We start from the raw sequence: 24,432 nt of genomic DNA, 5'->3' as shown, positions 1-24,432 counted from the left end.
AAATCCGTTAGTGGGTTTTGGCGTTTTTAATTAGAAAGCAACGTAAAGTAGGAGGGGAGCACATGGATACAGAAAAGTGTATAATTGTTGAAGGTCGCTCTGATAAATTAAAAATAGCCCCACTATTTGCTGAGGATGTGGCTATCGTCTGTACGAATGGCACAGTAGATGAAGAAGTATTAATTGATATTATTGAACCCTTTGAGCAGTGCGATCTTTTTACATTATTTGATGCTGATAAATCTGGTGACCGGCTACGCAAAACGATGAAACGCTGCTACAGTGAGGCAACTCAACTTACGATACCAAAGCAATATTTAGAGGTTGCCAAAACACCAGCAGACATACTGACAGAAATACTCCGTAAAGCAAAATTTATGATGAAATAGGATGAGTAAAATTGAAAGAATGGACAAAGCAACAATGGGAGAGAGTCGTAGAGGATGAGGAGTTAGCTGCACTTTATTTATACACACCAATGTGTGGCACGTGCGCGGTGGCTTCTAAAATGATGGATGTAGTCGAGCAACTTCTTCCACTACTCCCAGTTGGGAAAGCGAATTTAAATTTTATGGAAGATTTAGCATATGAAAACGAGATTGAAAGTGTCCCATGTTTACTTGTTGCACGGGATGGGGAAATAGCTCAAAAAGTATATGCATTTCAATCCGTACTAAATTTGTATGAAATATTGAAAAAGTAATTGACGGACAATTGCAAGCATGGTACATTTACATTCATAATAATCTAAATTTAATATTGTTACTCTTATTAAGAGCGGTGGAGGGAAGTGCCCTACGAAGCCCGGCAACCATCACAATTGTGAAAAGGTGCCAAGTCACTCAAAGTTATTCTTTGGAAGATGAGAGAACGGTAACGTATATTTTCGTGCGAAAGCCTTTCTACTTATCTTATGTAGAAAGGTTTTTTTAGTAAGTCTAAAACTATAAAGGAGTCAATTATGATTGAGTTAAGTAATATAACGAAAGTTTACAGCACGAAAAACGGCGAGCTAAAGGCTGTTGATGGGGTAAGCTTAGAGATTCAAAAGGGAGAAATCTATGGCATTATCGGCTACAGTGGTGCCGGAAAAAGTACAATGATTCGCCTGTTAAATGGTTTAGAGAAGCCGACAAGTGGGACTGTTGTAGTAAATGGTCAAAATATTTCTGCAATTTCAGGCAGTAAGCTTCGGGCAGCACGGCAAAAAATAAGCATGATTTTCCAACACTTTAATTTATTGTGGTCACGTACGGTAGAGGAAAATATCGAGTTCCCATTAGAAATTGCGGGTGTTCCAAAAGCGGAGCGATCAAAGCGTGTAGGGGAATTAATCGAATTAGTCGGATTGGCTGGTCGTGGTAAGGCTTATCCATCTCAGCTATCTGGTGGTCAAAAGCAGCGTGTCGGTATTGCTCGAGCGCTTGCTAATAATCCAGAGGTACTACTCTGTGACGAAGCAACATCAGCACTTGATCCTGAGACAACTGATTCAATTTTAGAGCTGCTGCTAGATATTAATAAACGTCTAGGATTAACGATTGTGCTTATTACACACGAAATGCACGTGATTCGCAAAGTATGTCATCGTGTAGCTGTTATGGAGGCTGGAAAGGTAGTAGAGTCTGGAGATGTTCTACACGTATTCCAAAATCCACAGGCACAGATAACGAAAAAATTTGTTTCACAGGTTTCTGGTACAAGCGATACGAAGGAGTCTATCGAGCAAATCTTAGCCAATTACCCTTCAGGTAAGCTTGTAAAAGTAACATTTATTGGTCAACAAACAGAGCAGCCAATTATTTCGCAAATCATTCAGCAGTATGGTGTGGATGTTAATATCGTACACGGAACGATTTCACATACAACGAGCGGACCTTACGGGACATTAATTGTTCATATAGATGGTGATGAAAGCAAAGTTGATATAGCTTTACAGATTCTTAAGAGGCATGAAATTCAAACGGAGGTGATTGAGCATGCTTAATCAATTATTTCCGAATGTGAACTGGGATACGATGGCTGAGGCTACGTATCAAACAATTTATATGACAGCCATTTCAACAGTAGCGACATTTATTTTAGGATTGGCAATTGGGGTTATCTTATTTTTAACGAGTCCAAATCAAATATGGGCAAATAAGCTTGTTAACTTTTTAACGGGCTCAATCGTAAATATTTTCAGATCAATTCCATTTATCGTATTGATTATTTTACTGATTCCATTTACGAAGCTTTTAATCGGGACGATTCGTGGAACAAACGCAGCCCTACCAGCCTTAATTATTGGTGCTGCACCCTTCTATGCACGAATGGTATTGATTGCGCTTCGTGAAATTGATAAAGGTGTCATTGAGGCAGCGCGTTCAATGGGCGCTAAAACATCGACAATTATTTTTAAAGTTTTACTTCCTGAAAGTTTACCAGCTCTAATTTCAGGTATTACAGTAACAGCCGTTGCACTTGTTGGTTATACGGCAATGGCTGGTGTAATCGGTGCTGGTGGCTTAGGGAACCTAGCATATATAGAAGGGTTTATGCGTACTCGCACTGATGTAACGTTAATGGCGACAATTATCATTTTAATTATTGTATTCATTATTCAGTGGATAGGGGATACAATCGCTACAAAAGTAGACAAACGTTAGATGTATCTGGCAATGAGCCGTTTGCATAAAAAAGAAGTGTAAAGGAAAGGGAGAGAACAACGTGAAAAAGCTTTTATCATTTTTATTTTTATCAGTATTCGTACTAGCTTTAGGAGCTTGTGGTACTGCTGATGATGGGAAAACATCAAGTGGTGGAGAAACAGGCGACAAAGAAGATGCAACAGAACCGACAAAATTAGTAGTTGGAGCTTCAAATGGTTTGCATGAAATTATTCTAAAAGAAGCGAAGCCAATCCTAGCGGAGCAAGGCGTAGAGCTAGAAATTAAACCGTACCAAGACTATATTATGCCGAACCAAGATTTAGATTCTGGCGACTTAGATGCAAACTATTTCCAACACATTCCTTATTTAGAAGATGAAATTGCTAAAAAGGGCTACGATTTTGTAAATGCGGGTGGTATTCATATTGAGCCAATCGCAGTGTATTCTCAAAAATATAAATCATTAGATGAGCTTCCAAAAGGAGCTACAATCATTATTTCAAACTCGGTAACAGATCAAGGTCGTATTTTATCAATGCTTGAAGTAGAAGGATTAATTAAATTAAAAGATGGCATTAATAAAATTGAAGCAACTGTGGATGATATTGTAGAAAATCCGAAAAAATTAAAAATTGATGCGAACTCTGTACCAGAAATGTTAACTCAATACTACTTAAATGGTGAAGGGGACGCAGTTGTTATTAACTCAAACTTCGCGATTGATGCAGGCATTAGCCCAATTGAAGATTCAATTGCAATCGAAGGCTCTGAGTCTCCGTATGTTAACGTAATTGCAACACGCAATGGTGATGAAAACAATGAAGGAATCAAAAAATTAATCGAAGTATTACATTCAAAAGAAATCCAAGACTTCATCCTAGCAGAATGGAAGGGTGCAGTCGTACCAGTTTCAAAATAATAAACAAAAAGTGTCCTAAATTTTAGGGCACTTTTTTATTATCTCAAACCAATGTGAAAATATGAAGAAAATTTGAAAATATTGAGAGAAAATCCTTAATGTTACGGCTGATATTTGAATGTTTCTCGGTATTCCTTTCAGGTAAATGGATAAGCGATACAATAAGGGTAACGAAAGGAGCTGAGGAGCATGAGTTTATCGAAAATAATAGCAGCAGGTATTGGAGTTGGAGCTGCAGTGCTTATTGGCGTAGGTATTAATCAAAATTTAGTGCAGGTAAATGATCCAGAACCGGTAAAGGAGAATCTTGTCCAGAATTCTGAGCAGGTGATGCAAGTAGCAAGCACAGGTCAAATTTTCCCTGAAATTTCAATGGACGCTATTCCAGATGACAACAAAATGAAAGAGGATATTTTACTCGGTTATAATTTAGTAAATGAAACACATGTTTATGCAGAAGAATATGTTGGCAATCAGCTATCATGTACAAGCTGTCATGCAGGGGCAGGGCTTGAACCTTCAAATGCATCACTTGTTGGAGTAATGGCAGATTATCCAAAGTATATTGCGCGTTCAGGAGATATTGTAACGATAGAGGAACGAATTAACGGCTGTATGGTTCGTAGTATGGACGGCAAAAAGTTTGATGTCGGTAGCGATGAGCTTGAAGCAATGGTTGCTTATTTCAAGTACATCTCTAAAGGTGTAAAAATTGGTGAAGAGCGACCATGGGCGAAATCCGCTGATATGAAGCAAGTACCAACACCAAGCGTGACAGATGGTGAAAGACTATTCTCAGAAAAATCTTGTATTGCCTGTCATGCGGCAGATGGTGCAGGGACGGGTGCGAATACAGGTCCAGCCCTATGGGGAGAAAATTCATTTAACGATGGCGCGGGGTTAGCGCGAATGTCAAAAATGGCAGGTTATATTCAAGCGTATATGCCGTTAGGTCAGGAAGGAACGTTAACAGATCAAGATGCGGCAGATTTAGCAGCATATATTCTTTCACAGGATCGACCTGAATGGGGTGGCCATGAAAAAGATTGGCCGAAAGGTGGCAAACCTTCAGATATCATGACGAAAGAGCGCCGAGAGCAAGCACAGCAAGGAACAATTAATTGGCAAGAAGTATTAAAGGATTTCCAATAAACAGAAGAGCCCCTCTTAATATGAGGGGCTTCTTTAAAATTATAACAGATGTGTTGATTATACAAATACTAGTAGATCGTAAACGTGCTTTTTAGTGAAATGATTAATAAAAAGGCGCTTGCTCGTTGATTGGAGCGAAGGCGACTCGACTCCAGCAGGAACAGCACGAGCTGAAAATCCATTTCTTTCGGCATTAGCCGAAAGAAATTAGTTGAAGCCGTGCCTGCGGAAAGCGAGTCAGCCGTAGCGGAAATCAACGTATTCCAATTTTCTCTTTAACAATAAGAGGTAAATCAACACGCGTGAAATTATAAGGAAGTATACAATTGTTGAATTAGAGGATGGTCTAGCATCCAGCGCTTGTCGGGGTTAACCAATGCGCTTCCGCTTTTCTTATGGAATAAATTTATAGCCAAGGCCTCGTATTGTAATAATACGCTCAGGATTTTTTGAGTCGTGCTCGATTTTTTTTCGTAATTTTTTAATATGTGCATCGATCGTTCGGTCAAGTATTTCTTTTTCGACATTCGGATAAAGGAAGGTGATTAAATCCTCCCGAGTAATTAATGCATGGGGGCGCTCCATAAAGTAGTACAGCAATAGGAATTCATGCTTTGTTAATCTAACGATTTCACCGTTCAGTAGTACCTCGTTTTTACGTGGCTTAATGCAAAGCCCGTTATGAATAATTTTTTGGCAAAATAGTCCGGTTCTACGTAATACAGCCTCCATATGGGCAAGCAACTCTTCAAAATGTATTGGTTTTACTAAGTAATCGTCGGCCCCAATCTTTAATCCATTAATTTTATCCTCAATTAAATGCTTGTGTGTCACCATAATAATGGACACTTCCTGCACATCCTGCTCTCGTACCCAATGGCAAAATACTTCACCAGACATTTGGGATAATTCCAACTCCAACAAAATCATACATGGATATTCTATTTGAAATTTTTGCTGTGCCTCTTCTGCGGATGCTGCCAAAATTACATCAAAATCCTGTTCAACTAAAAAATTTTGAAGACTTTGTGCGAATGTAAGATCGTTGTCTACAATCATAACTTTTTGATTCATATACGAAATCTCCATTTTATAAGAGTAATAAGTTTATTTATTGAAATTGTGATAAACGTGAAAAGAAGTTTGTGACAAAATTTAAAAATACTTTTTCGGATGGTGCTAATTCACGATTTGTAGGAGAAATCACTCCAACAGTTCTGCGGATGGCTGGCATTGCAATTGGTACTTTCACTGTAAATCGAGCAGTCGAATCATAAAGGGAGCTTTCGGGTAGCAATGTAACGCCAATTCCTGCAGCAACAAGGCCTTTTAATGCGTCCATATCCTCACCCTCAGAAGTAATTGTTGGAACAAAGCCTGCTGAACGACAAGCATCTAGTACTACTTTGTGCAGTATATAGCCTTCTGGGAAAAGAACAAAATTATCGTTTCGTAAGTCTACTAAATTTAATTTTTCGTTTTTAGCTAAAGAATGATTTGCAGGTAAGAGTGCATGCACATTTTCACTAAATAAAATCGTCGTATTAATAAGTTCGTCCTTTGGAGGAAGTGGCCCTAAAAATGCTAAATTGAGCTCGCGATTTTTAACAGCCTCAATTAAATATTTATAAGAGCCTTGTCTTAAGTGAAATGATACATCAGGATATTCCTTTTTAAATGCAGAAATAACAGTCGGTAAAACATAGCTTGCTAGACTAGTTGGGAAACCGATTTTTATCGTTCCTTTTGCAGGATCTAAAAATTCCTCGACCTGCTTTGCTGCAAAATCAATTGCCTTCAATGCGGTAATTGTATGCTCTAAAAAAATTTTACCTATTGGCGTTAGCTTTACATTTCTTCCGATTCTTTCGAAAAGAGGAGTCCCCAATTCTTCTTCTAAGTTAGCAATTTGCCTACTAATGGCTGATTGTGCTACGTGTAGATGTTCAGCTGCCTCAGAAATATGTTCACGCTCCGCAACCTCAACAAAGTAACGTAATTGGCGTAGTTCCAATAATTCCACCCCTTTTATCTAAAAAGTAGATTGATTCCATCCAAACTATATATTGTTTATATTATTTCGAAAACTTTAAAATGTAAATACGCTATTGAAAGATTTGGGGGGAATTTTAATGACTTTTCATCAATTACCTGAAGCACAAGGTCTTTATAATCCAGAGTTTGAGCATGATGCATGTGGGATCGGAATGTACGCAAATTTTAAAGGGCGTGCATCACATGATATCGTAAAAAACGGCTTAGAAATGTTATGTCGTCTAGAGCATCGCGCGGGACGTGGAGGAGACGGTAAAACTGGCGATGGTGCAGGAATTATGGTGCAAATCCCAGATGCATTTTTCAAATTAAATTGTACGGAATGGAACTTACCGGAAAAAGGGGAGTATGCTGTAGGGCAGCTATTCTTTACTGAGGTAGAAGATGAGCGCCTAGCTATTGAAGCGAAAATTAATGAGCTTATTGAGCAAGAAGGGCAAACGTTAATCGGCTGGCGAACTGCTCCTACAAATAAAGGGAATTTAAGTGACTTAGCAAAATCAACCGCACCTCTTGTTCGACAAGTGTTTATTCGCGCGACGAACGTAAAGGATCGTTTAGCTTTTGAACGTAAGCTGTATTGTATTCGTAAGCAAGCCGAGCACTGGGCAAACACTCAAGGTTATGAATTTTATTGCCCAAGCATGTCAAGCCAAACGATAGTATATAAAGGATTATTAGCTCCAGAAGAAGTTAGTGACTACTATGAGGATTTACAGGATGAAAGCTTTATTTCTGCTTTTGCCCTAGTGCATTCACGTTATTCTACAAATACATTCCCGTCATGGAAACGAGCACACCCGAATCGTTATATTATCCATAACGGAGAAATTAATACACTTCGCGGCAATATAGACTGGATGCGAGCACGTGAGAGGCAGTTTATTTCAGAGGCATTCGGTGACGATTTACAAAAACTGTTACCTATTATTGATACAACGGGATCTGATTCCTCAATGCTAGATAATGCTTTTGAGTTTTTCGTGTTAGCAGGTAGAACTCCTGCACAAACGGCAATGATGATGATTCCAGAGCCATGGACAGAAAATCCACGAATTTCAGACGAACGTAAAGCACTGTATCAATATCATGCAAGCTTAATGGAGCCTTGGGATGGTCCAACAGCCATTTCCTTTACCGATGGGAAACAGATTGGTGCTATTTTAGATCGTAACGGGTTACGTCCGGGTCGATTATATGTAACGAAGGATGATCATGTCATCTTTTCATCTGAGACGGGTGTAGTTGACTATGCGGAAGAAGATATTTTGTATAAGGATCGTTTAAGCCCGGGGCGTATGCTACTTATCGATTTAGAGCAAGGTAAAATCATTTCTGATGATGAGTTAAAGGCAGAAATGGCGGCAGCACAGCCTTATAGAGAATGGCTAGAAGAAAATATGCTAAAGGTAGAGGTGCAGAAGGAAGAGTCGGTTAAAGTGGAGAGCTTAACGCTACGTCAAAAAATATACGGCTATACGTTCGAGGATGTGCAAAAATATATCGTCCCACTAGCGAAGGATGGTAAGGATCCACTAGGCTCTATGGGAAATGATACACCGCTAGCTGTGTTATCAAATCGACCTCAATCGCTATTTAATTACTTTAAGCAGTTATTTGCCCAAGTGACAAATCCCCCGATTGACTCGATTCGAGAGCATGTAGTCACTTCGACAATGACTTTACTTGGAGCAGAGGGCAGCTTACTACATCCGACCTCTCAAAATGCTCGTCGAATTATGTTGGATACGCCTGTGTTAACGAATGGCGAATTTGAAAAATTACTAGAACTAAACCAACCAGAATTCCAATCGGCTATACTTTCACTTCAATTATCAGGGAGTATTGATAGTGAGTTAGATCGAATTCGTGAGGAGGCACAACAGGCAATCGAGGCAGGAAAAACCCTGCTTGTATTAACGGACTTTATGGAGGATGCATCGATACCGACACTCCCAATGCTACTAGCGGTTAGCAGCCTACATCAATTCTTAATACGTGAAGGTCTTCGAACAAAGGTAAGCTTAATTGCTCATAGTGGCGAAGCACGTGAAGTACATCATTTTGCAGCCTTAATAGGATTTGGTGTGGAGGCCATCCATCCTTATTTAGCTTATGCAACGATTGGGGAGGCAATTGAAAAGGGGCATATAACAATCGATTACGCAACGGCAGTGAAGAAATTCCGTAAAGGTGCGGCAGAAGGTGTTGTAAAGGTAATGTCGAAAATGGGTATTTCAACGGTACAGTCCTACCGAGGTGCCAAAGTATTTGAAGCAGTGGGTATAGGCAAGCAAGTCATCGATGAGCATTTTACAGGTACAGCTTCTCAAATTGACGGGATTGACCTTGACACAATTGGTAAGGAAGCAAAACGTCGTCACGAAGAAGCGCTAGCATCTATACGTGCTGAGTTAGATTCTGGAAGTGATTTCCAGTGGCGTGCAGACGGTGAGCACCACGCCTTTAATCCAAAAACAATTCATACGCTGCAATGGGCGGCTCGAAAAAATGATATTGGCTTATATCGTATGTATGCTGAAATGGCTAATAATGAAAGAATCGGTTTTTTACGCAATTTATTTGATTTCAAAAAAGCTGATCGCCCTGTACCGTTGGATGAGGTGGAGTCGGTAAATTCTATTGTGAAGCGCTTTAAAACAGGAGCGATGTCATTTGGCTCGCTTTCAAAAGAAACGCATGAAACGTTGGCGATTGCAATGAATAAATTAGGTGCACGCTCGAACTCTGGTGAGGGTGGAGAAGACCCAGCTCGTTATACACTAGATGCAAATGGAGATAATCGTCGGAGTGCCATTAAGCAGATTGCTTCAGGTCGTTTTGGCGTAAAATCACATTATTTAGTCAATGCGGATGAATTACAAATTAAAATGGCGCAAGGTGCAAAGCCTGGAGAAGGCGGGCAGCTGCCGGGGAATAAAGTTTACCCATGGGTAGCAGATGTGCGTGGTTCAACACCGGGTGTAGGGTTAATATCACCACCACCACACCATGATATTTATTCTATTGAAGATATGGCAGAGCTTATTCATGACTTGAAAAATGCAAATCGCCACGCTCGTATTTCTGTAAAGCTTGTGGCAAAGGCGGGTGTTGGTACGATTGCTGCTGGGGTAGCAAAAGGAGCGGCAGATGTTATTGTTATTTCAGGTTATGACGGAGGTACAGGTGCATCACCAAAAACTTCGATAAAGCATACAGGTCTGCCATGGGAGCTTGGCTTAGCAGAGGCACATCAAACATTAATGTTAAATGGCCTTCGAGATCGTGTCGTTTTAGAAACTGATGGTAAATTAATGACAGGCAAAGATGTCGTGATGGCTGCTTTACTTGGTGCTGAGGAATATGGCTTTGCAACAGCGCCGTTAATTGTATTGGGTTGCGTAATGATGCGTGCCTGCCATTTAGATACGTGTCCAGTTGGTGTAGCGACACAAAACCCAGAGCTTCGAGCGAAATTTATGGGGAATGAGGACCATGTAGTGAACTTTATGCGATTTATTGCCGGGGAAATACGTGAATATATGTCGATTCTTGGCTTCCGAACTATCGAAGAAATGGTTGGTCGTACAGATGTATTAACGATTTCTGAACGAACAAAAGCTCATTGGAAGGCGAGCCAGTTAGATTTAACGACCCTACTACATCAAGTACAAGGCGCACGGACAAAGCAGCAAGAGCAGGATCATCATATTGAGGAAAGCTTTGATACTGTGCATTTATTGCCGAAAGTTGAAAAAGCCTTAAGAGAAAAAGAAAAAATTGAGTTAGAATTCCCAATTAAAAATACAAATCGTGTAATGGGGACAATTATCGGAAGTGAGATATCGAAGCGATACGGCGAGCAAGGTTTACCGGAGGATTTGATTCATTTACGCTTTACAGGTCATGCTGGGCAAAGCTTTGGTGCCTTCATCCCACGTGGAATGACAATGAGCTGTGTTGGTGACGTTAATGACTATTTCGGTAAAGGTTTATCAGGCGGAAAGGTCATTGCTATTGCACCAATTAAAGGAGAGCAGGAGCAAAACGTAATTGCAGGGAATGTGTGCTTATATGGTGCAACAAGCGGTCAGGCGTTTATAAATGGGCGAGCAGGGCATCGTTTCGCTGTTCGTAACTCGGGTGCGAACATTGTCGTTGAAGGAATTGGGGATCATGGCTGTGAGTACATGACGGGTGGACGTATCGTTATATTAGGTGATGTTGGTCAAAACTTTGGTGCAGGTATGTCAGGTGGTATTGCGTATGTGCTTCCTTCGAATAAAGAAGCTTTTAAGGCACAATGTAATACAGAAATGATCGAGTTTTCGAAACTTGTAGATAAAGATGAAATCGAATCTGTTCGTTCAATGATTATTGGGCATTTAGAAAGAACGGATAGCTCAGTAGCGCTTGATATATTAGCAAAATGGGAGCAAACTGTGTCGGAATTTGTAAAGGTTGTACCTACTGAATATAGAAATATGCTTGATAAAATTAATAATCTTAAATTACAGGGCCTAACAGAAGAGAATGCCGCGATGCAAGCTTTTGTTGAAAAGACTGGTAGCAAAGAGTTAGCGATTTTCAAATAAGAGGAGGGTTCTAGAGGATGGGTAAACCGACTGGATTTATGGAATATAGAAGAGAAAAAACAAAGGAAAAGCCAACACTAGAGCGCGTCTCAAGCTGGAAAGAGTACACTACACGGCTATCAGATGAATCACTTCAGGAGCAGGGTGCGCGTTGTATGGACTGCGGTACACCGTTCTGCCATATGGGAATTGAAATTCGCGGAACGGCTGCAGGCTGCCCAATTAATAATGTTATCCCTGAATGGAACGACTTAGTATACAAAGGTCAATGGAAGGAAGCGCTAGATCGTCTTCATTTGACGAATAACTTTCCAGAATTCACGGGGCGTGTTTGTCCAGCACCTTGTGAGGGTTCTTGTACTTTAGCCATTACAGATCCTGCCGTGGCGATTAAATCGATTGAGCGTACAATTATTGATAAAGGCTTTGAAAATGGATGGGTCGTGCCCCGTGTGCCTCAAATAAGAACGGGTCGAAAAGTGGCAATTATCGGTTCAGGTCCAGCGGGCTTAGCGGCAGCGGACGAATTAAATAGAATGGGACATTCAGTAACAGTTTATGAGCGTAGTGATCGTCCGGGTGGTTTATTAATGTACGGAATACCTAATATGAAGCTAGAAAAAGAGGTAATTGAGCGACGAGTAAACTTATTAAATTTAGAAGGTATTGAATTTAAATGTAATGTAGATGTCGGTGTAGATATTTCTGCTGATGAATTAAAGAGGCAGTACGATGCAGTTGTGCTATGTATCGGTGCTCAAAAGCAGCGCCTGCTTCATATGGAGGGCAGTGACGCACAAGGCATTAGTTTAGCGATGGATTATTTAACAGACGTAACAAAAAGCTTACTCCGCTCAAACTTAAAAGATGGTAAGGCGTTAGACGTAAAAGGGAAGGATGTTATCGTTATTGGTGGTGGTGATACAGGCGCTGATTGTGTAGCAACAGCGATTCGTCAAAACTGTAAATCAGTGCATCAATTCGGGAAACACCCCGCTTTGCCGATATCGCGTACGGATGAAAATCCATGGCCAAAGGATCCAAATGTCTTTATGCTGGATTATGCATACTCAGAGGTAAATGATGTAAAAGGCTATGATCCACGTGAATATTGTATTAGTACTCAAAGGATTGTAAAGGATGAGAACGGTCATGTAAAGGAGCTCCATACAATTGAAATGGAGAAGATTTTAGGTGATGATGGCTTCCATTACTTTAAAGAGTTGCCTGGCACAGAGCGTGTATGGTCAGCTCAGCACGTATTTGTAGCGATCGGCTTTGAAGGGGTAGAAAAAGCACTACCAGCGCATTTTGGTGTTGAAGTAGCAAACAACCGTGTCCGTGCATCAATTAAAGATTTTGAAACGAATGTACCGGGTATTTTTGCAGCAGGAGATGCACGTCGTGGTCAAAGCTTAGTTGTTTGGGCGATAAAAGAAGGGCGCGCGGTTGCAGCAAGTGTGGATTACTATATGAAAGAGCTCCAAATGAATGCAAACAGGATATAAAAGCTTAATAAGTCCTAAGGCACAATAAATGTGTTCTTAGGATTTTTCTATGAATTAAAATGAAGGGCTTCAACGTTGAGAGATTTTTGAGTATTCACTTATAGCATTATCAGTCTTATTGAAATCGATTCTCAATTAAATATTACTTATTGAAAATATGAAACTTGAAAAAGTAATCCGTTTTTTTAAGAAAATTCAAGTTGTAATAACGTTTCCTAGCGATGTAACATATTAATTTAATTAAAATCATTCTAAACTATTTGCAACTGATTCTCATTTCAGTTAAGATTGTTTATGATAATAAAATAGCAATGGAAAAACCATGCGATGAATTTATGGAGGTAGTTTAATGGCAACTTTAGAAATTAAAGATCTTCACGTTGAAATCGACGGAAAAGAGATTTTAAAAGGTGTAAACCTAACAATTAACACAAACGAAGTACACGCAATCATGGGTCCTAACGGTACAGGTAAATCTACGTTAGCATCTGCAATTATGGGTCACCCTAAATATGAAGTAACACAAGGTGAAGTTTTAATTGATGGCGAAAACGTTTTAGAAATGGAAGTAGATGAGCGTGCAAAAGCTGGTCTATTCTTAGCGATGCAATATCCATCTGAAATTGCTGGTGTAACAAATGCTGACTTCTTACGTTCTGCGATTAACGCACGACGTGAAGAGGGCGATGAAATTTCATTAATGAAATTTATCCGTGAATTAGATAAAACAATGGCATTTTTAGAAATGCCAGAAGAGATGGCACAACGTTACTTAAACGAAGGCTTCTCTGGCGGTGAGAAAAAACGTAACGAAATCTTACAATTGATGATGATCAAGCCTACTTTCGGTATTTTAGATGAAATCGACTCAGGTTTAGATATTGACGCCCTAAAGGTTGTATCAAAAGGCATTAACGAAATGCGCGGCGAAGGCTTTGGCTGCCTAATGATTACACACTACCAACGTTTATTAAACTACATCACACCTGATCACGTACACGTAATGATGCAAGGTAAAGTTGTTAAATCTGGTGGCCAAGAATTAGCTCATAAATTAGAGGCTGAAGGTTACGAATGGATTAAACAAGAATTAGGAATCGAAGACACAGACGCAGTAACAGAGGAAGCATAATTAAGGAGGACGAATAAGATGACGGTTGAAACAAAATTAGCGTTATCAGCACAAGAAGTACGCTCGTTCTCTGAAATGAACAATGAACCAGCAGCTTTCGCTGATTTCCGCGTAAGCGCATTAGAAAAAGCTACTGCGATTCAGTTACCAAAGCCAGATAGAACGAATATTACAAAATGGAACTTCGTTGATTTCCCAGTTCATACGGTGGAAAGTGCTGCTTATGCTTCTCTTGATGTACTACCAGAAGAAGTAAAGGCAATCATTGATGAGGAAGGACAACAAAACCTCTATATCCAACGTAACAACACGCCTGCTTTCATTAAAGTTTCAGAAGAACTAGTGAAAAAAGGTGTAATTTTTACAGATATTCAAACTGCAGTTCGTGATCATGCGGACTTAGTAGAAAAATATTTCATGACAACGGCTGTAAAGGCTGATGAGCATAAATTAACAGCCTACCATGCTGCTCTTGTAAACGGTGGGGTTTTCGTTTATGTACCACGTAACGTAATTATTGAAGAGCCAATTCAAGTTGTATTCGTAAACGACAATGAAGAAGCTTCACTATTTAACCACGTATTAATCGTTGCAGAAGAATCGTCGGCTGTAACATATGTAGAAACATATATTTCTACATTTGAAAAAGCAAAAGGACAAGCAAATATTATTGCTGAAGTTATTGCAAAAGATAATGCTCAAGTTACATTCGGTGCGGTAGATACATTAGCAACTGGCTTCACTGCGTATGTAAACCGTCGTGGGCACGCATTACGCGATGCCAAAATTGACTGGGCATTAGGTTTAATGAATGACTCAGATACAATTTACGAAAACACAACGAACCTAATCGGTGACAACTCTACTTCTGATTTCAAGATGGTAACAGTTGGTCGTGGCGAGCAGAAATTAAACTTTACAACGTTAATTCGTCAATGGGGTAAAAACTCAGACGGTCAAATTTTAAAGCACGGCGTTATGAAGGATGCCGCACAATCAATCTTTAACGGAATTGGTCACATTATGCACGGTGGTACGAAAGCCAACGCGGAGCAAGAATCTCGCGTATTAATGCTTTCTGAAAAAGCTCGTGGTGATGCAAACCCAATTCTATTAATTGATGAAGATGATGTAACAGCAGGACACGCAGCATCTGTTGGACGTGTAGACCCGACTCAGCTTTACTATTTAATGAGCCGTGGTATTTCGAAAGCAGAAGCAGAGCGCCTTGTAATTCATGGATTCCTTGCGCCAGTTGTTACTAACCTGCCAATCGAAGGTGTTAAAAAGCAGCTGACGGAGGTTATCGAAAGGAAAGTTCGATAATGAATATAAAAGCTATTAAACGTGATTTTCCTGTGCTAAATCAAGAAGTAAACGGGCATCCACTTGTTTATCTTGATAGCGCAGCGACATCACAAAAACCTATTGCTGTCCTTGAAGCATTAAAAAACTATTATGAACTCGATAACTCAAATGTACACCGTGGTGTTCATACGTTAGGAAATCGTGCAACAGATTCATATGAAGGTGCACGTGAAAAGGTTCGTAAATTTATCAATGCAAATTCAACGCAGGAAGTTATTTTTACACGTGGTACAACAACGGCTTTAAATACAGTTGCTTTAGGCTACGGTCGTCAATATCTTGTAGAGGGTGATGAAATTGTCATTACGTACATGGAACACCACTCAAACATTATTCCGTGGCAGCAGCTTGCAAAAGAAAAAGGCGCAGTTTTAAAATATATCGATCTTGAAGCTGATGGCACATTATCGATTGAAAAAATTCGTGAATCAATTACGCCTCAAACGAAAATTGTTTCAATGGGTATGGCTTCAAACGTTATGGGCACGATTAATCCTATTACAGAAACGGCGAAGATTGCACATGAAAATGGCGCAATTATGGTAGTCGATGCTGCTCAAGGCGCACCACATATGAGAATTGATGTGCAGGATTTAGACTGTGACTTCTTAGCGTTTTCTGGACATAAAATGTGTGCACCAACAGGTATCGGTGTACTTTATGGTAAAAAGGCGCTATTAGAAAATATGGAACCTGTTGAATTTGGTGGCGAAATGATTGACTTCGTAGGCCTTTACGAATCAACATGGAAGGAGCTACCTTGGAAATTCGAAGGTGGTACGCCAATCATTGCAGGAGCAATCGGTTTAGGTGCAGCGATTGATTATCTAAATGAGATTGGTCTAGATAAAATCGAAGCTCATGAACATAGGCTAGTGCAGTACGCAATGGATGAAATGGAAAAAATCGATGGGCTTTCAATTTACGGTCCACGTGATCCGATGAAGCGTTGCGGACTTGTTACATTCAATTTAGATGATGTACATCCACATGATGTTGCGACAGTGCTAGATATGAATGGTATCGCAGTTCGTGCAGGTCATCATTGTGCACAGCCGCTAATGAAGTGGCTACAAGTGACAGCAACGGCACGAGCTAGCTTCTATATGTATAATGACGAAGAGGATATTGACCGTCTAGTTGCAGGACTGCGCACAGCGAAGGAGTATTTCAACGATGTCTTTTAATAATTTAGATCAATTATACCGTTCTGTTATTATGGATCACTATAAAAACCCACGAAATAAAGGGTCTTTAGAGGAAAATAGCGTAACGATTGACATGAACAACCCAACGTGTGGAGATCGTATTCATTTAACGCTTCAAGTCCAAGGTGGCATTGTCCAAAATGCAAAGTTTGATGGTGAAGGTTGTTCCATCTCAATGTCTTCTGCTTCTATGATGACACAAATCGTTAAAGGTAAAAAAATCGAAGAGGCACTTGAGCTAGCAGATATTTTCTCGAAAATGATGCTAGGTGAAGAATTCGATTTGGATAAATATGATTTAGGGGACGTAGAGGCACTTCAAGGTGTGGCGAAATTCCCAGCACGTATTAAATGTGCAACGCTAGCTTGGAAAGCGATGGAAAAAGGCGTTAAAAATGAAGAAAGTAAATAAAACTGAACGGAGGAGAAAAAATGGCTAAAAAAATGCCTGATATCGGCGATTACAAGTATGGCTTCCATGATAAGGACGTATCTATTTTCCGTTCTGAGCGTGGTTTAACAGAAGAAATCGTTCGTGAAATCTCAAATATGAAAGAAGAGCCACAGTGGATGCTTGACTACCGCTTAAAGGCTCTTGAAAAATTCTACGAAATGCCAATGCCTCAATGGGGTGGCGACCTGGCATCGTTAAACTTCGATGAAATTACGTACTACGTAAAGCCATCTGAAGCAACACAACGTTCTTGGGATGAAGTACCTGAAGAAATCAAAACAACATTTGATAAATTAGGTATTCCTGAAGCAGAACAAAAATATCTTGCTGGTGTATCTGCTCAGTACGAATCTGAAGTAGTTTACCACAACATGAAGCAAGATTTAGAAGATATGGGTGTAGTATTTAAAGATACAGACTCTGCGTTAAAAGAAAACGAAGAAATCTTCAAAAAGCACTGGGGTACAGTTATCCCTTACACTGACAACAAATTTGCTGCATTAAACTCAGCAGTTTGGTCTGGTGGCTCATTCATTTACATGCCTAAAGGCGTTAAATTAGATACACCACTACAAGCGTACTTCCGTATTAACTCTGAAAACATGGGTCAATTCGAGCGTACATTAATTATCGTAGACGAAGGCGCATCAGTACACTACGTAGAAGGTTGTACAGCTCCTGTTTACACAACAAACTCTCTACACTCAGCTGTAGTAGAAATTATCGTTAAAAAAGATGCTTACTGCCGTTACACAACAATCCAAAACTGGGCAAACAACGTGTACAACCTAGTTACAAAACGTACTGTCGTTGAAGAAAACGGTACAATGGAATGGATTGACGGTAACATCGGTTCTAAGCTGACAATGAAATACCCTGCATGTATCCTTAAAGGTGAAGGTGCTCGTGGTATGACATTATCAATTGCATTAGCTGGTAAAGGTCAACACCAGCATGCGGGTGCAAAAATGATTCACCTAGCGCCTAACACGTCTTCTACAATCGTTTCAAAATCGATTGCAAAGCAAGGCGGTAAGGTAACGTATTTAGGTCAAGTGAAGTTCGGTAAAAACGCAACAGGTGCGCGTGCAAACATCGAATGTGACACATTAATTATGGATAACCAGTCTACGTCAGACACAATTCCATACAATGAGATCCTTAACGATAACGTATCACTAGAGCACGAAGCAAAAGTTTCAAAAGTATCTGAAGAGCAGTTATTCTACCTAATGTCTCGTGGTATTTCTGAAGAAGAAGCAACAGAAATGATCGTAATGGGCTTCATCGAGCCATTCACAAAAGAATTACCAATGGAATACGCAGTAGAAATGAACCGCCTTATCAAATTCGAGATGGAAGGTTCTATCGGATAATTACAAAAATCGAGTGCAAAGCGCGCTCGATTTTTTATTATCCCGCTGTGTTGAAAGCACCTTATTAATTTCAATATAAAATGGCCAGAAGGATAATGCTTCATATTTTATGATAAGTACTAGTATACTTTAAACTAAAAATATGACTTTATTGAGGTAGTAGGTGTTAGGATGACAAATAACGAATTAGATCAGGAAACAATAAGTAAGCAATTAAAGTATGCCCAGCAACATTTAGCCAATGAAAGAACATATTTAGCATGGATTAGAACGGCTATTTCAATATTAGGTGTTGCTTTCTTAGCAACAAGCTTGCACTTTACTATAGGGACTGTTCGGCATTTCTGGGTTGATTTGTTATCAGTAATGATCGGTATGGTCGCTTGTTTATTTGGGCTATTAATTATTTTCACAGCAACAATTAATTATTCTACAAAAAGAAAACAAATATTAAATGAAGTATTTATCCCTTCGAATAGACATATTGTTTGGATATCTTATTTTTTAATCGTATTGATTTTAATGATAATTATTTATTTTATGCTGATAAGTTTATCGTAATTATTATAGCAGGCTACACCGTAGTGGGTAGCCTGCTTTTACAATTAGCACATAAACGATACTTTCATTTTTCTTCCAGTACTATTTATATAATTTTCGCAAGACATCCGGTCGATCTGTGATAATGCCATCGACCCCAAGTTGGATTAATCGTTTCATATCACTTTTACTATTCACCGTATAAGTATGAACATATAATTTTTCCTCGTGTGCAATCGAGATGAGGTCGATTGGGAAGGTTTTGTAGTTCACAATGATGCCATCCGCGTATTGCTTAACCTTACGTAAATCATCCACTGTTAGGTTTTCGCTCTCTACCTTTGAAAAAATCTTCATTGTAGGAATAGAGGGGAATCGGCGCTTTAAAATTCTTAAGCTTTCCTCTGATTTGGATTGGAAAAGTAAAGTTTGAGGGTCGTTAATTCTACCACTCTCCACTAATACATCAATTAACGCTTGCTCGATGCCCGGACGTCTATTTTTTGTTTCGATGTATAGGGGGTACGTTCCGTATCGAGCGATCACTTCACGTAGGGTTAAAATTGGCGTTGATCCTTTATCGTTTTTCCGTTCTAAAGAGGCTAACTCCTTATAGGAATAGCTAGAAATCATTCGACCTTTAGCGTAAGGAGGCGATTCATCATGTTCAACTACTACCACTCCATCCTTTGTCATTTGAACATCAAGCTCAAGGTAGTCTGCTTTGTGGGAGAGGGCTAAATCATACGCTGCAAAGCTATGATCGACTTCGTAATAGGAAGCTCCACGATGAGCGATATTACTAACTCGATGTAGAGGCTGTTCTGGATAAAGCGCAAATAGGAAAAATGCAAAAAGCACGATAAAAATGATAAGATTCTTTTTAATCGAAATCACCTCTTTTTGCGAAGATCTCCTATTCCTATAAGCTATCAATAAATGCTTCGATTTCCTGCTGTGTTTTTCGTTCTTTACTTACAAATCGTCCAAGCTCTACTCCTTTTTCATAGGCAACGAAGCTTGGTATACCAAAAATGTCCATATTAACACATAGGTCGATAAATTCATCACGATCTATTTGAATAAATTCATACTGTGCATATTTTTCTTCAATTATTGGTAAAATGGGGTCTAGGAAACGGCAATCTCCACACCAATCTGCTGAGAAAACGAATAGCACACGTTCTCCGTTTTTCAGTCCTTCGAATTCTTCAATAGAATTTAAATTCTTCATAAAAAAACCTCCATAGATTTAGAAAACATTAACCTACCATATGATATTACTATTCATAACATACTGCAATTTTAAAACCTTGTAAACAGGTAAGGATTTATGTAATATAAGGAAAACTACATTAGAATAAGGATGTGTCATATATGTCAAACAAAATATATAACTCGATACTCGAGCTTGTTGGAAATACACCTGTAATTAAATTAAACCGGCTTGTCGGTGAGGATTGTGCGGAAGTATTAGTAAAAGTCGAATATTTTAATCCAAGTGGCAGTGTCAAAGATCGAGCTGCCTATTCTTTAATCGATACGGCTGAAAAACAAGGACTAATTCTACCAGGTGCGACGATTATTGAGCCAACGAGTGGAAATACCGGAATAGGGCTAGCGATGAATGCTGCTGCAAAAGGCTATAAGGCGATATTTGTTATGCCTGATAATATGACAAAGGAACGTATTGCTATTTTAAAGGCGTATGGTGCTCAGGTTGTATTAACTCCAGCAGCTGAAAAAATGCCTGGTGCTGTAAAAAAAGCGCTTGAGCTGCATAGTAGAATCTCTAATAGCTTTATCCCACAGCAATTCGAAAACTTAGCCAATCCTGCGATTCATCGAGTAACGACCGCTCCAGAAATTTTAGCGCAAACAGGTGGGAAGCTAGATGTATTTATTGCAACTGCTGGCACAGGAGGGACGATTACAGGAACTGGTGAGGTGTTAAAAGAGCATTTACCTAACTTAGAAGTAATTGTTGTGGAACCAAAAGGCTCTCCGGTGCTTTCAGGTGGACTACCTGGAAGCCATAAGCTTGTCGGAACTAGTCCAGGTTTTATCCCGGAAATTTTAAATACCGATATTTACGATGAAATTGTTGGAGTTGAGGATGAGGATGCTTTGCAAACAACTCGTGATTTAGCTAGGCTAGAAGGAATCTTAGTAGGACCCTCCTCTGGGGCAGCTGTTTGGACAGCAATTCAAAAGGCTAAAAAACTTGGGAAAGGGAAACGCGTATTATGTATAGCGCCTGATAATGGCGAGCGCTATTTAAGTATGGAAGGCTTATTTGAGTAAATTTCTTTTATAATAAGATAAATTAACATCTGTATTAGCCCTAGGGTTGGTGTTTCTCCAACATTAATGATACAGATGTTTTTTCTTTGCATTCGAAAAAATTCGGTCTTATTTATTTATCTGAAAAATTGAAATTCCATGTTGACAAAGTAAAAGGGATAAAATAATATAATACATATAAAAATACTAAGAATTAAAAGTAGCTCACTAGAGAAACTAGAGGCTGCTCAATTACTCAGAGGGTCTACCACTGTGAAATTGGGCAGTTTTTTATTTTTCTTAAAACATACTTTACTAATAGGTTTAATTTATTTGCTGATTAGATGACCTAAAGACATGGAGATAATCACTATTTTAAAACTGGAGGGAACAATATGAAAAAAAGAGGGATTGTTCAACATGCAGCAGTACTATTAACTTCTTTGGCGTTATTAACCGCTTGTGGGCAGGATTCAAAAAGCGTGAATGGAGCAAAGTCTGATTCTGTAGAGATATTAAATGTCTCATATGACCCAACGAGGGAGCTATATCAAGAGTTCAATGAAGAATTTGCTACGTATTGGGAGCAGAAAACGGGGCAAGAGGTCACAGTTAAGCAATCCCATGGAGGTTCGGGCAGTCAGGCGCGCTCGGTTATAGATGGCTTGGAGGCAGATGTAGCGACACTCGCTCTAGCTTACGATGTTGATGCTATTGCTGATCAAGCATTAATCGATCGTGACTGGATTGAACGATTAGAAAATAACTCAGCTCCTTACACGTCGACCATTGTTTTTTTAGTACGGAAAGGTAATCCAAAAAACATTAGGGATTGGGACGACTTAACGAAAAAAAATGTATCAGTTATTACACCGAACCCTAAAACATCTGGTGGTGCACGTTGGAACTATTTAGCTGCTTGGGGCTATGCACTCCAAAAATATAATAATGATGAAAAGAAGGCACAGAAGTTTGTAACGAAAATATATAGGAATGTAGAGGTATTAGATTCTGGCGCACGTGGTTCTACAACAACCTTTGTTGAAAAAGGGATTGGTGATGTTTTGATCGCATGGGAAAATGAAGCATTCCTAGCGTTGAATGAACTCGGGAAAGAAGAATTCGAAATTGTCTCACCCTCAACTAGTATTTTAGCTGAACCTTCTGTAGCGGTAGTTGATAGTGTAGTAGATAAAAAAGGTACAAGAGAAGTTGCAGAGGGCTATTTAGAGTATTTATATTCAGATGTTGGTCAGGAAATTGCTGCAAAAAATTATTACCGTCCTCGTTCAGAAAAGGTAGCTGCAAAGTATAAGGCTATTTTCCCTGAAATTACGCTATTTACTATAGATGAAAAGTTTGGTAGCTGGAGAGAGGCGCAAGAAAAGCATTTCGACGATGGTGGTGTGTTTGACTCCATTTATGAGTAGTGGAGATCGTTAAGTTAGGTGGTAAAACATATGAAGAAAAAGCATAGAAAAAAGAATGTATTACCTGGTTTTGGTCTTTCGATGGGGATAACGACGTTGTATATCTCTTTGTTTATATTCATTCCATTGTCAATGGTATTTATAGAATCCTCGCAGCTTAGTTGGTCGGAGTTTTGGCAAGTTGTTACGAACCCGCGAATGATGCATGCCTATAAAATTTCATTTGCAACTTCGTTTGCTGCAGCATTATTTAATGGCCTTTTTGGTTTTTTGATTGCTTGGGTGCTAGTACGTTATAGCTTCCCTGGCAAACGCATCATCGATGGCCTAATTGATTTACCCTTTGCTCTGCCAACAGCAGTTGCGGGGATTGCTTTGACAACTCTGTATGCACAGGATGGATGGGTTGGACAATACTTTTCAGCAATCGGCATAAAAATTTCGTTTACACCGATTGGAATTACAATTGCTCTCATGTTTATAGGTTTACCCTTTGTAGTAAGAATGGTGCAGCCGGTGCTAGAAAATATGGAGCGAGAGGTGGAAGAAGCAGCCTCTAGCTTAGGTGCAACGAGACGGCAAATCTTTGCGAAAATCATTTTCCCTGAAGTATTGCCAGCTCTTTTAGCAGGATTTTCGTTAGCCTTTGCAAGGGGACTCGGTGAATATGGTTCAGTTGTTTTTATTGCCGGGAATATGCCAATGAAAACAGAAATTGCCCCGCTAATGATTATGACAAAGCTTGAGCAATTTGATTATGCAGGAGCTACAGCGATTGCAACTGTTATGTTACTAGTCTCTTTTGTTTGCTTAATACTTATTAATTTACTTCAGAAATGGAGCAGGAAGCATGATTTGCAAGGTGAATAGGAGGTGTGCTGCACGTGACAGTAGATGTTTCGAAATATAAGGAAAACCGAACTCAATCCGTAACGAGTGAAAAAAAACGAGCAAATTGGACGAAGCGGATTTTGATTGGAGTAATGCTGCTCTATTTAAGCTTATTTCTTTTAGTTCCGATTGTGTTTATTTTTGTGAAAGCATTTGAACAAGGAGCAGCCGTGTATTTTGCAGCGATTACTGAGAGTGATGCACTGTCTGCTATTAAGCTAACATTACTCGTAACTGTAATTACAGTACCACTCAATACAATTTTCGGTGTAGCGGCGGCATGGTGTATTACGAAGTTTCAATTTAGAGGGAAGCAGCTCCTATTATCCCTGATTGAATTACCTTTTGCAGTATCACCGGTTATTGCAGGTTTAGTTTTTGTATTATTCTTTAGTCCGCGTGGTGTACTGGGACCATGGCTGACAGATTGGGGAATAAAAGTTATTTTCTCCGTACCTGGAATTATTATTGCAACGATGTTTGTCACTTTGCCCTTTGTAGCACGTGAGCTGATCCCTGTCATGCAGGCGCAAGGAAGTGCAGAGGAGGAGGCGGCAGTTTCTCTTGGAGCAAATGGCTGGCAAATGTTTTTCCGAGTAACCCTTCCAACGATAAAATGGGGGCTACTGTACGGCATGATCTTATGTAATGCCCGAGCAATCGGAGAGTTTGGAGCAGTATCGGTAGTTTCGGGTCGAATTCGAGGTATGACAAACACGATGCCATTACATGTAGAAATTTTATATAACGAATACCAATTTTCAGCGGCGTTTGCAGTTGCTTCATTGATGTCGCTACTTGCACTCTTAACGTTAATTGTGAAGTCTTGGATTGAATGGCGAACTGAAAAGGAACAACAAGCTTAAG

At 39.5% G+C, this 24,432-nt stretch carries 23 protein-coding genes and 1 riboswitch; of the genes, 18 read left to right on the top strand and 5 right to left on the bottom strand.

The genetic code is table 11. The features are described from left to right. Positions 1–62 precede the first annotated feature (62 nt). The 6 genes from V4T18_RS09875 (at position 63) to V4T18_RS09850 (ending at position 4,722) form a co-directional block, all read left to right on the top strand. Entirely contained in the window at positions 63–389 is a 327-nt protein-coding gene (locus V4T18_RS09875; protein ID WP_332649036.1) for a toprim domain-containing protein, read from the top strand. An 11-nt stretch (positions 390–400) separates the two neighbouring features. Then, positions 401–703 (top strand): thioredoxin family protein, encoded by a 303-nt coding sequence (locus V4T18_RS09870; RefSeq protein WP_332649035.1) that lies wholly within the window; start codon positions 401–403, stop codon positions 701–703. A 62-nt stretch (positions 704–765) separates the two neighbouring features. Beyond that, positions 766–869: riboswitch (SAM riboswitch) on the top strand. Positions 870–961: 92 nt separating this feature from the next. Next, positions 962–1,987 carry a methionine ABC transporter ATP-binding protein gene (locus V4T18_RS09865; RefSeq protein ID WP_332649034.1) on the top strand — a complete coding sequence of 342 codons (1,026 nt, stop codon included), beginning with the start codon at positions 962–964 and terminating at the stop codon, positions 1,985–1,987. Next, a complete protein-coding gene (locus V4T18_RS09860; protein ID WP_332649033.1) occupies positions 1,980–2,648 on the top strand; it encodes a methionine ABC transporter permease in 669 nt (222 codons plus the stop codon). Before V4T18_RS09865 ends, V4T18_RS09860 begins: the two co-directional genes overlap by 8 nt. Positions 2,649–2,709: 61 nt before the next feature. Further along, entirely contained in the window at positions 2,710–3,570 is an 861-nt protein-coding gene (locus V4T18_RS09855; protein WP_332649032.1) for a MetQ/NlpA family ABC transporter substrate-binding protein, read from the top strand. 189 nt (positions 3,571–3,759) lie between these two features. Next, complete coding sequence (locus V4T18_RS09850) at positions 3,760–4,722, top strand: c-type cytochrome (RefSeq protein WP_332649031.1); 963 nt, start codon at positions 3,760–3,762, stop codon at positions 4,720–4,722. Positions 4,723–4,790: 68 nt separating this feature from the next. Here V4T18_RS09850 and V4T18_RS09845 read toward each other — a convergent pair whose 3' ends face one another. The 3 genes from V4T18_RS09845 to V4T18_RS09835 form a co-directional block, all read right to left on the bottom strand. Beyond that, on the bottom strand, positions 4,791–4,916 hold the full coding sequence (locus V4T18_RS09845) for a hypothetical protein (RefSeq protein WP_332646047.1): 126 nt from the start codon (positions 4,914–4,916) through the stop codon (positions 4,791–4,793). A 199-nt stretch (positions 4,917–5,115) separates the two neighbouring features. Beyond that, a complete protein-coding gene (locus V4T18_RS09840; RefSeq protein ID WP_332649030.1) occupies positions 5,116–5,796 on the bottom strand; it encodes a response regulator transcription factor in 681 nt (226 codons plus the stop codon). Positions 5,797–5,833: 37 nt separating this feature from the next. Then, positions 5,834–6,736 (bottom strand): LysR family transcriptional regulator, encoded by a 903-nt coding sequence (locus V4T18_RS09835; protein WP_332649029.1) that lies wholly within the window; start codon positions 6,734–6,736, stop codon positions 5,834–5,836. A gap of 118 nt (positions 6,737–6,854) precedes the next feature. Here V4T18_RS09835 and gltB point away from each other — a divergent pair, with 118 nt between their 5' ends. From gltB to V4T18_RS09795, 8 genes are all read left to right on the top strand, one after another. Continuing rightward, entirely contained in the window at positions 6,855–11,375 is a 4,521-nt protein-coding gene (gltB, locus tag V4T18_RS09830) for a glutamate synthase large subunit (protein ID WP_332649027.1), read from the top strand. A 17-nt stretch (positions 11,376–11,392) separates the two neighbouring features. Next, a complete protein-coding gene (locus V4T18_RS09825) occupies positions 11,393–12,883 on the top strand; it encodes a glutamate synthase subunit beta (RefSeq protein ID WP_332649026.1) in 1,491 nt (496 codons plus the stop codon). Between the two features lie 349 nt (positions 12,884–13,232). Beyond that, a complete protein-coding gene (gene sufC / locus V4T18_RS09820; RefSeq protein WP_332649025.1) occupies positions 13,233–14,015 on the top strand; it encodes a Fe-S cluster assembly ATPase SufC in 783 nt (260 codons plus the stop codon). A gap of 18 nt (positions 14,016–14,033) precedes the next feature. After that, positions 14,034–15,341: a Fe-S cluster assembly protein SufD gene (gene sufD / locus V4T18_RS09815; protein WP_332649024.1), complete on the top strand. Its 1,308-nt coding sequence runs from the start codon at positions 14,034–14,036 to the stop codon at positions 15,339–15,341. Continuing rightward, positions 15,341–16,570 (top strand): cysteine desulfurase, encoded by a 1,230-nt coding sequence (locus V4T18_RS09810; RefSeq protein WP_332649023.1) that lies wholly within the window; start codon positions 15,341–15,343, stop codon positions 16,568–16,570. Before sufD ends, V4T18_RS09810 begins: the two co-directional genes overlap by 1 nt. Continuing rightward, a complete protein-coding gene (sufU, locus tag V4T18_RS09805; RefSeq protein WP_332649022.1) occupies positions 16,560–17,003 on the top strand; it encodes a Fe-S cluster assembly sulfur transfer protein SufU in 444 nt (147 codons plus the stop codon). Before V4T18_RS09810 ends, sufU begins: the two co-directional genes overlap by 11 nt. A 20-nt stretch (positions 17,004–17,023) precedes the next feature. Continuing rightward, entirely contained in the window at positions 17,024–18,421 is a 1,398-nt protein-coding gene (gene sufB, locus V4T18_RS09800; RefSeq protein ID WP_332649021.1) for a Fe-S cluster assembly protein SufB, read from the top strand. A gap of 171 nt (positions 18,422–18,592) precedes the next feature. Continuing rightward, positions 18,593–18,982 (top strand): YidH family protein, encoded by a 390-nt coding sequence (locus V4T18_RS09795; protein ID WP_332649020.1) that lies wholly within the window; start codon positions 18,593–18,595, stop codon positions 18,980–18,982. An 81-nt stretch (positions 18,983–19,063) separates the two neighbouring features. Here V4T18_RS09795 and V4T18_RS09790 read toward each other — a convergent pair whose 3' ends face one another. After that, on the bottom strand, positions 19,064–19,858 hold the full coding sequence (locus tag V4T18_RS09790; protein ID WP_332649019.1) for a glycerophosphodiester phosphodiesterase family protein: 795 nt from the start codon (positions 19,856–19,858) through the stop codon (positions 19,064–19,066). 25 nt (positions 19,859–19,883) lie between these two features. Continuing rightward, on the bottom strand, positions 19,884–20,195 hold the full coding sequence (locus tag V4T18_RS09785; protein ID WP_332649018.1) for a thioredoxin family protein: 312 nt from the start codon (positions 20,193–20,195) through the stop codon (positions 19,884–19,886). Positions 20,196–20,338: 143 nt separating this feature from the next. Between V4T18_RS09785 and cysK the strand changes: the two genes are divergently transcribed. From cysK to cysW, 4 genes are all read left to right on the top strand, one after another. Further along, positions 20,339–21,265, top strand: a complete 927-nt coding sequence (gene cysK, locus V4T18_RS09780; protein ID WP_332649017.1) for a cysteine synthase A — start codon at positions 20,339–20,341, stop codon at positions 21,263–21,265. Positions 21,266–21,639: 374 nt separating this feature from the next. Next, the gene (locus tag V4T18_RS09775; RefSeq protein WP_332649016.1) at positions 21,640–22,674 is read left to right on the top strand and encodes a sulfate ABC transporter substrate-binding protein; all 1,035 of its coding nucleotides are present in this window, start codon (positions 21,640–21,642) and stop codon (positions 22,672–22,674) included. 30 nt (positions 22,675–22,704) lie between these two features. Beyond that, complete coding sequence (gene cysT, locus V4T18_RS09770) at positions 22,705–23,544, top strand: sulfate ABC transporter permease subunit CysT (protein WP_332649015.1); 840 nt, start codon at positions 22,705–22,707, stop codon at positions 23,542–23,544. A 14-nt stretch (positions 23,545–23,558) separates the two neighbouring features. Beyond that, entirely contained in the window at positions 23,559–24,431 is an 873-nt protein-coding gene (cysW, locus tag V4T18_RS09765) for a sulfate ABC transporter permease subunit CysW (protein ID WP_332649014.1), read from the top strand. The last annotated feature ends 1 nt before the right edge of the window (position 24,432 follow it).

Origin of the sequence: Lysinibacillus sp. 54212, from assembly GCF_036662795.1 — a bacterium.
Lineage (GTDB): Bacteria > Bacillota > Bacilli > Bacillales_A > Planococcaceae > Lysinibacillus_B.
Note: the sequence above shows the minus strand (reverse complement) of the source record. Positions and strands in the feature narration are given on the sequence as shown.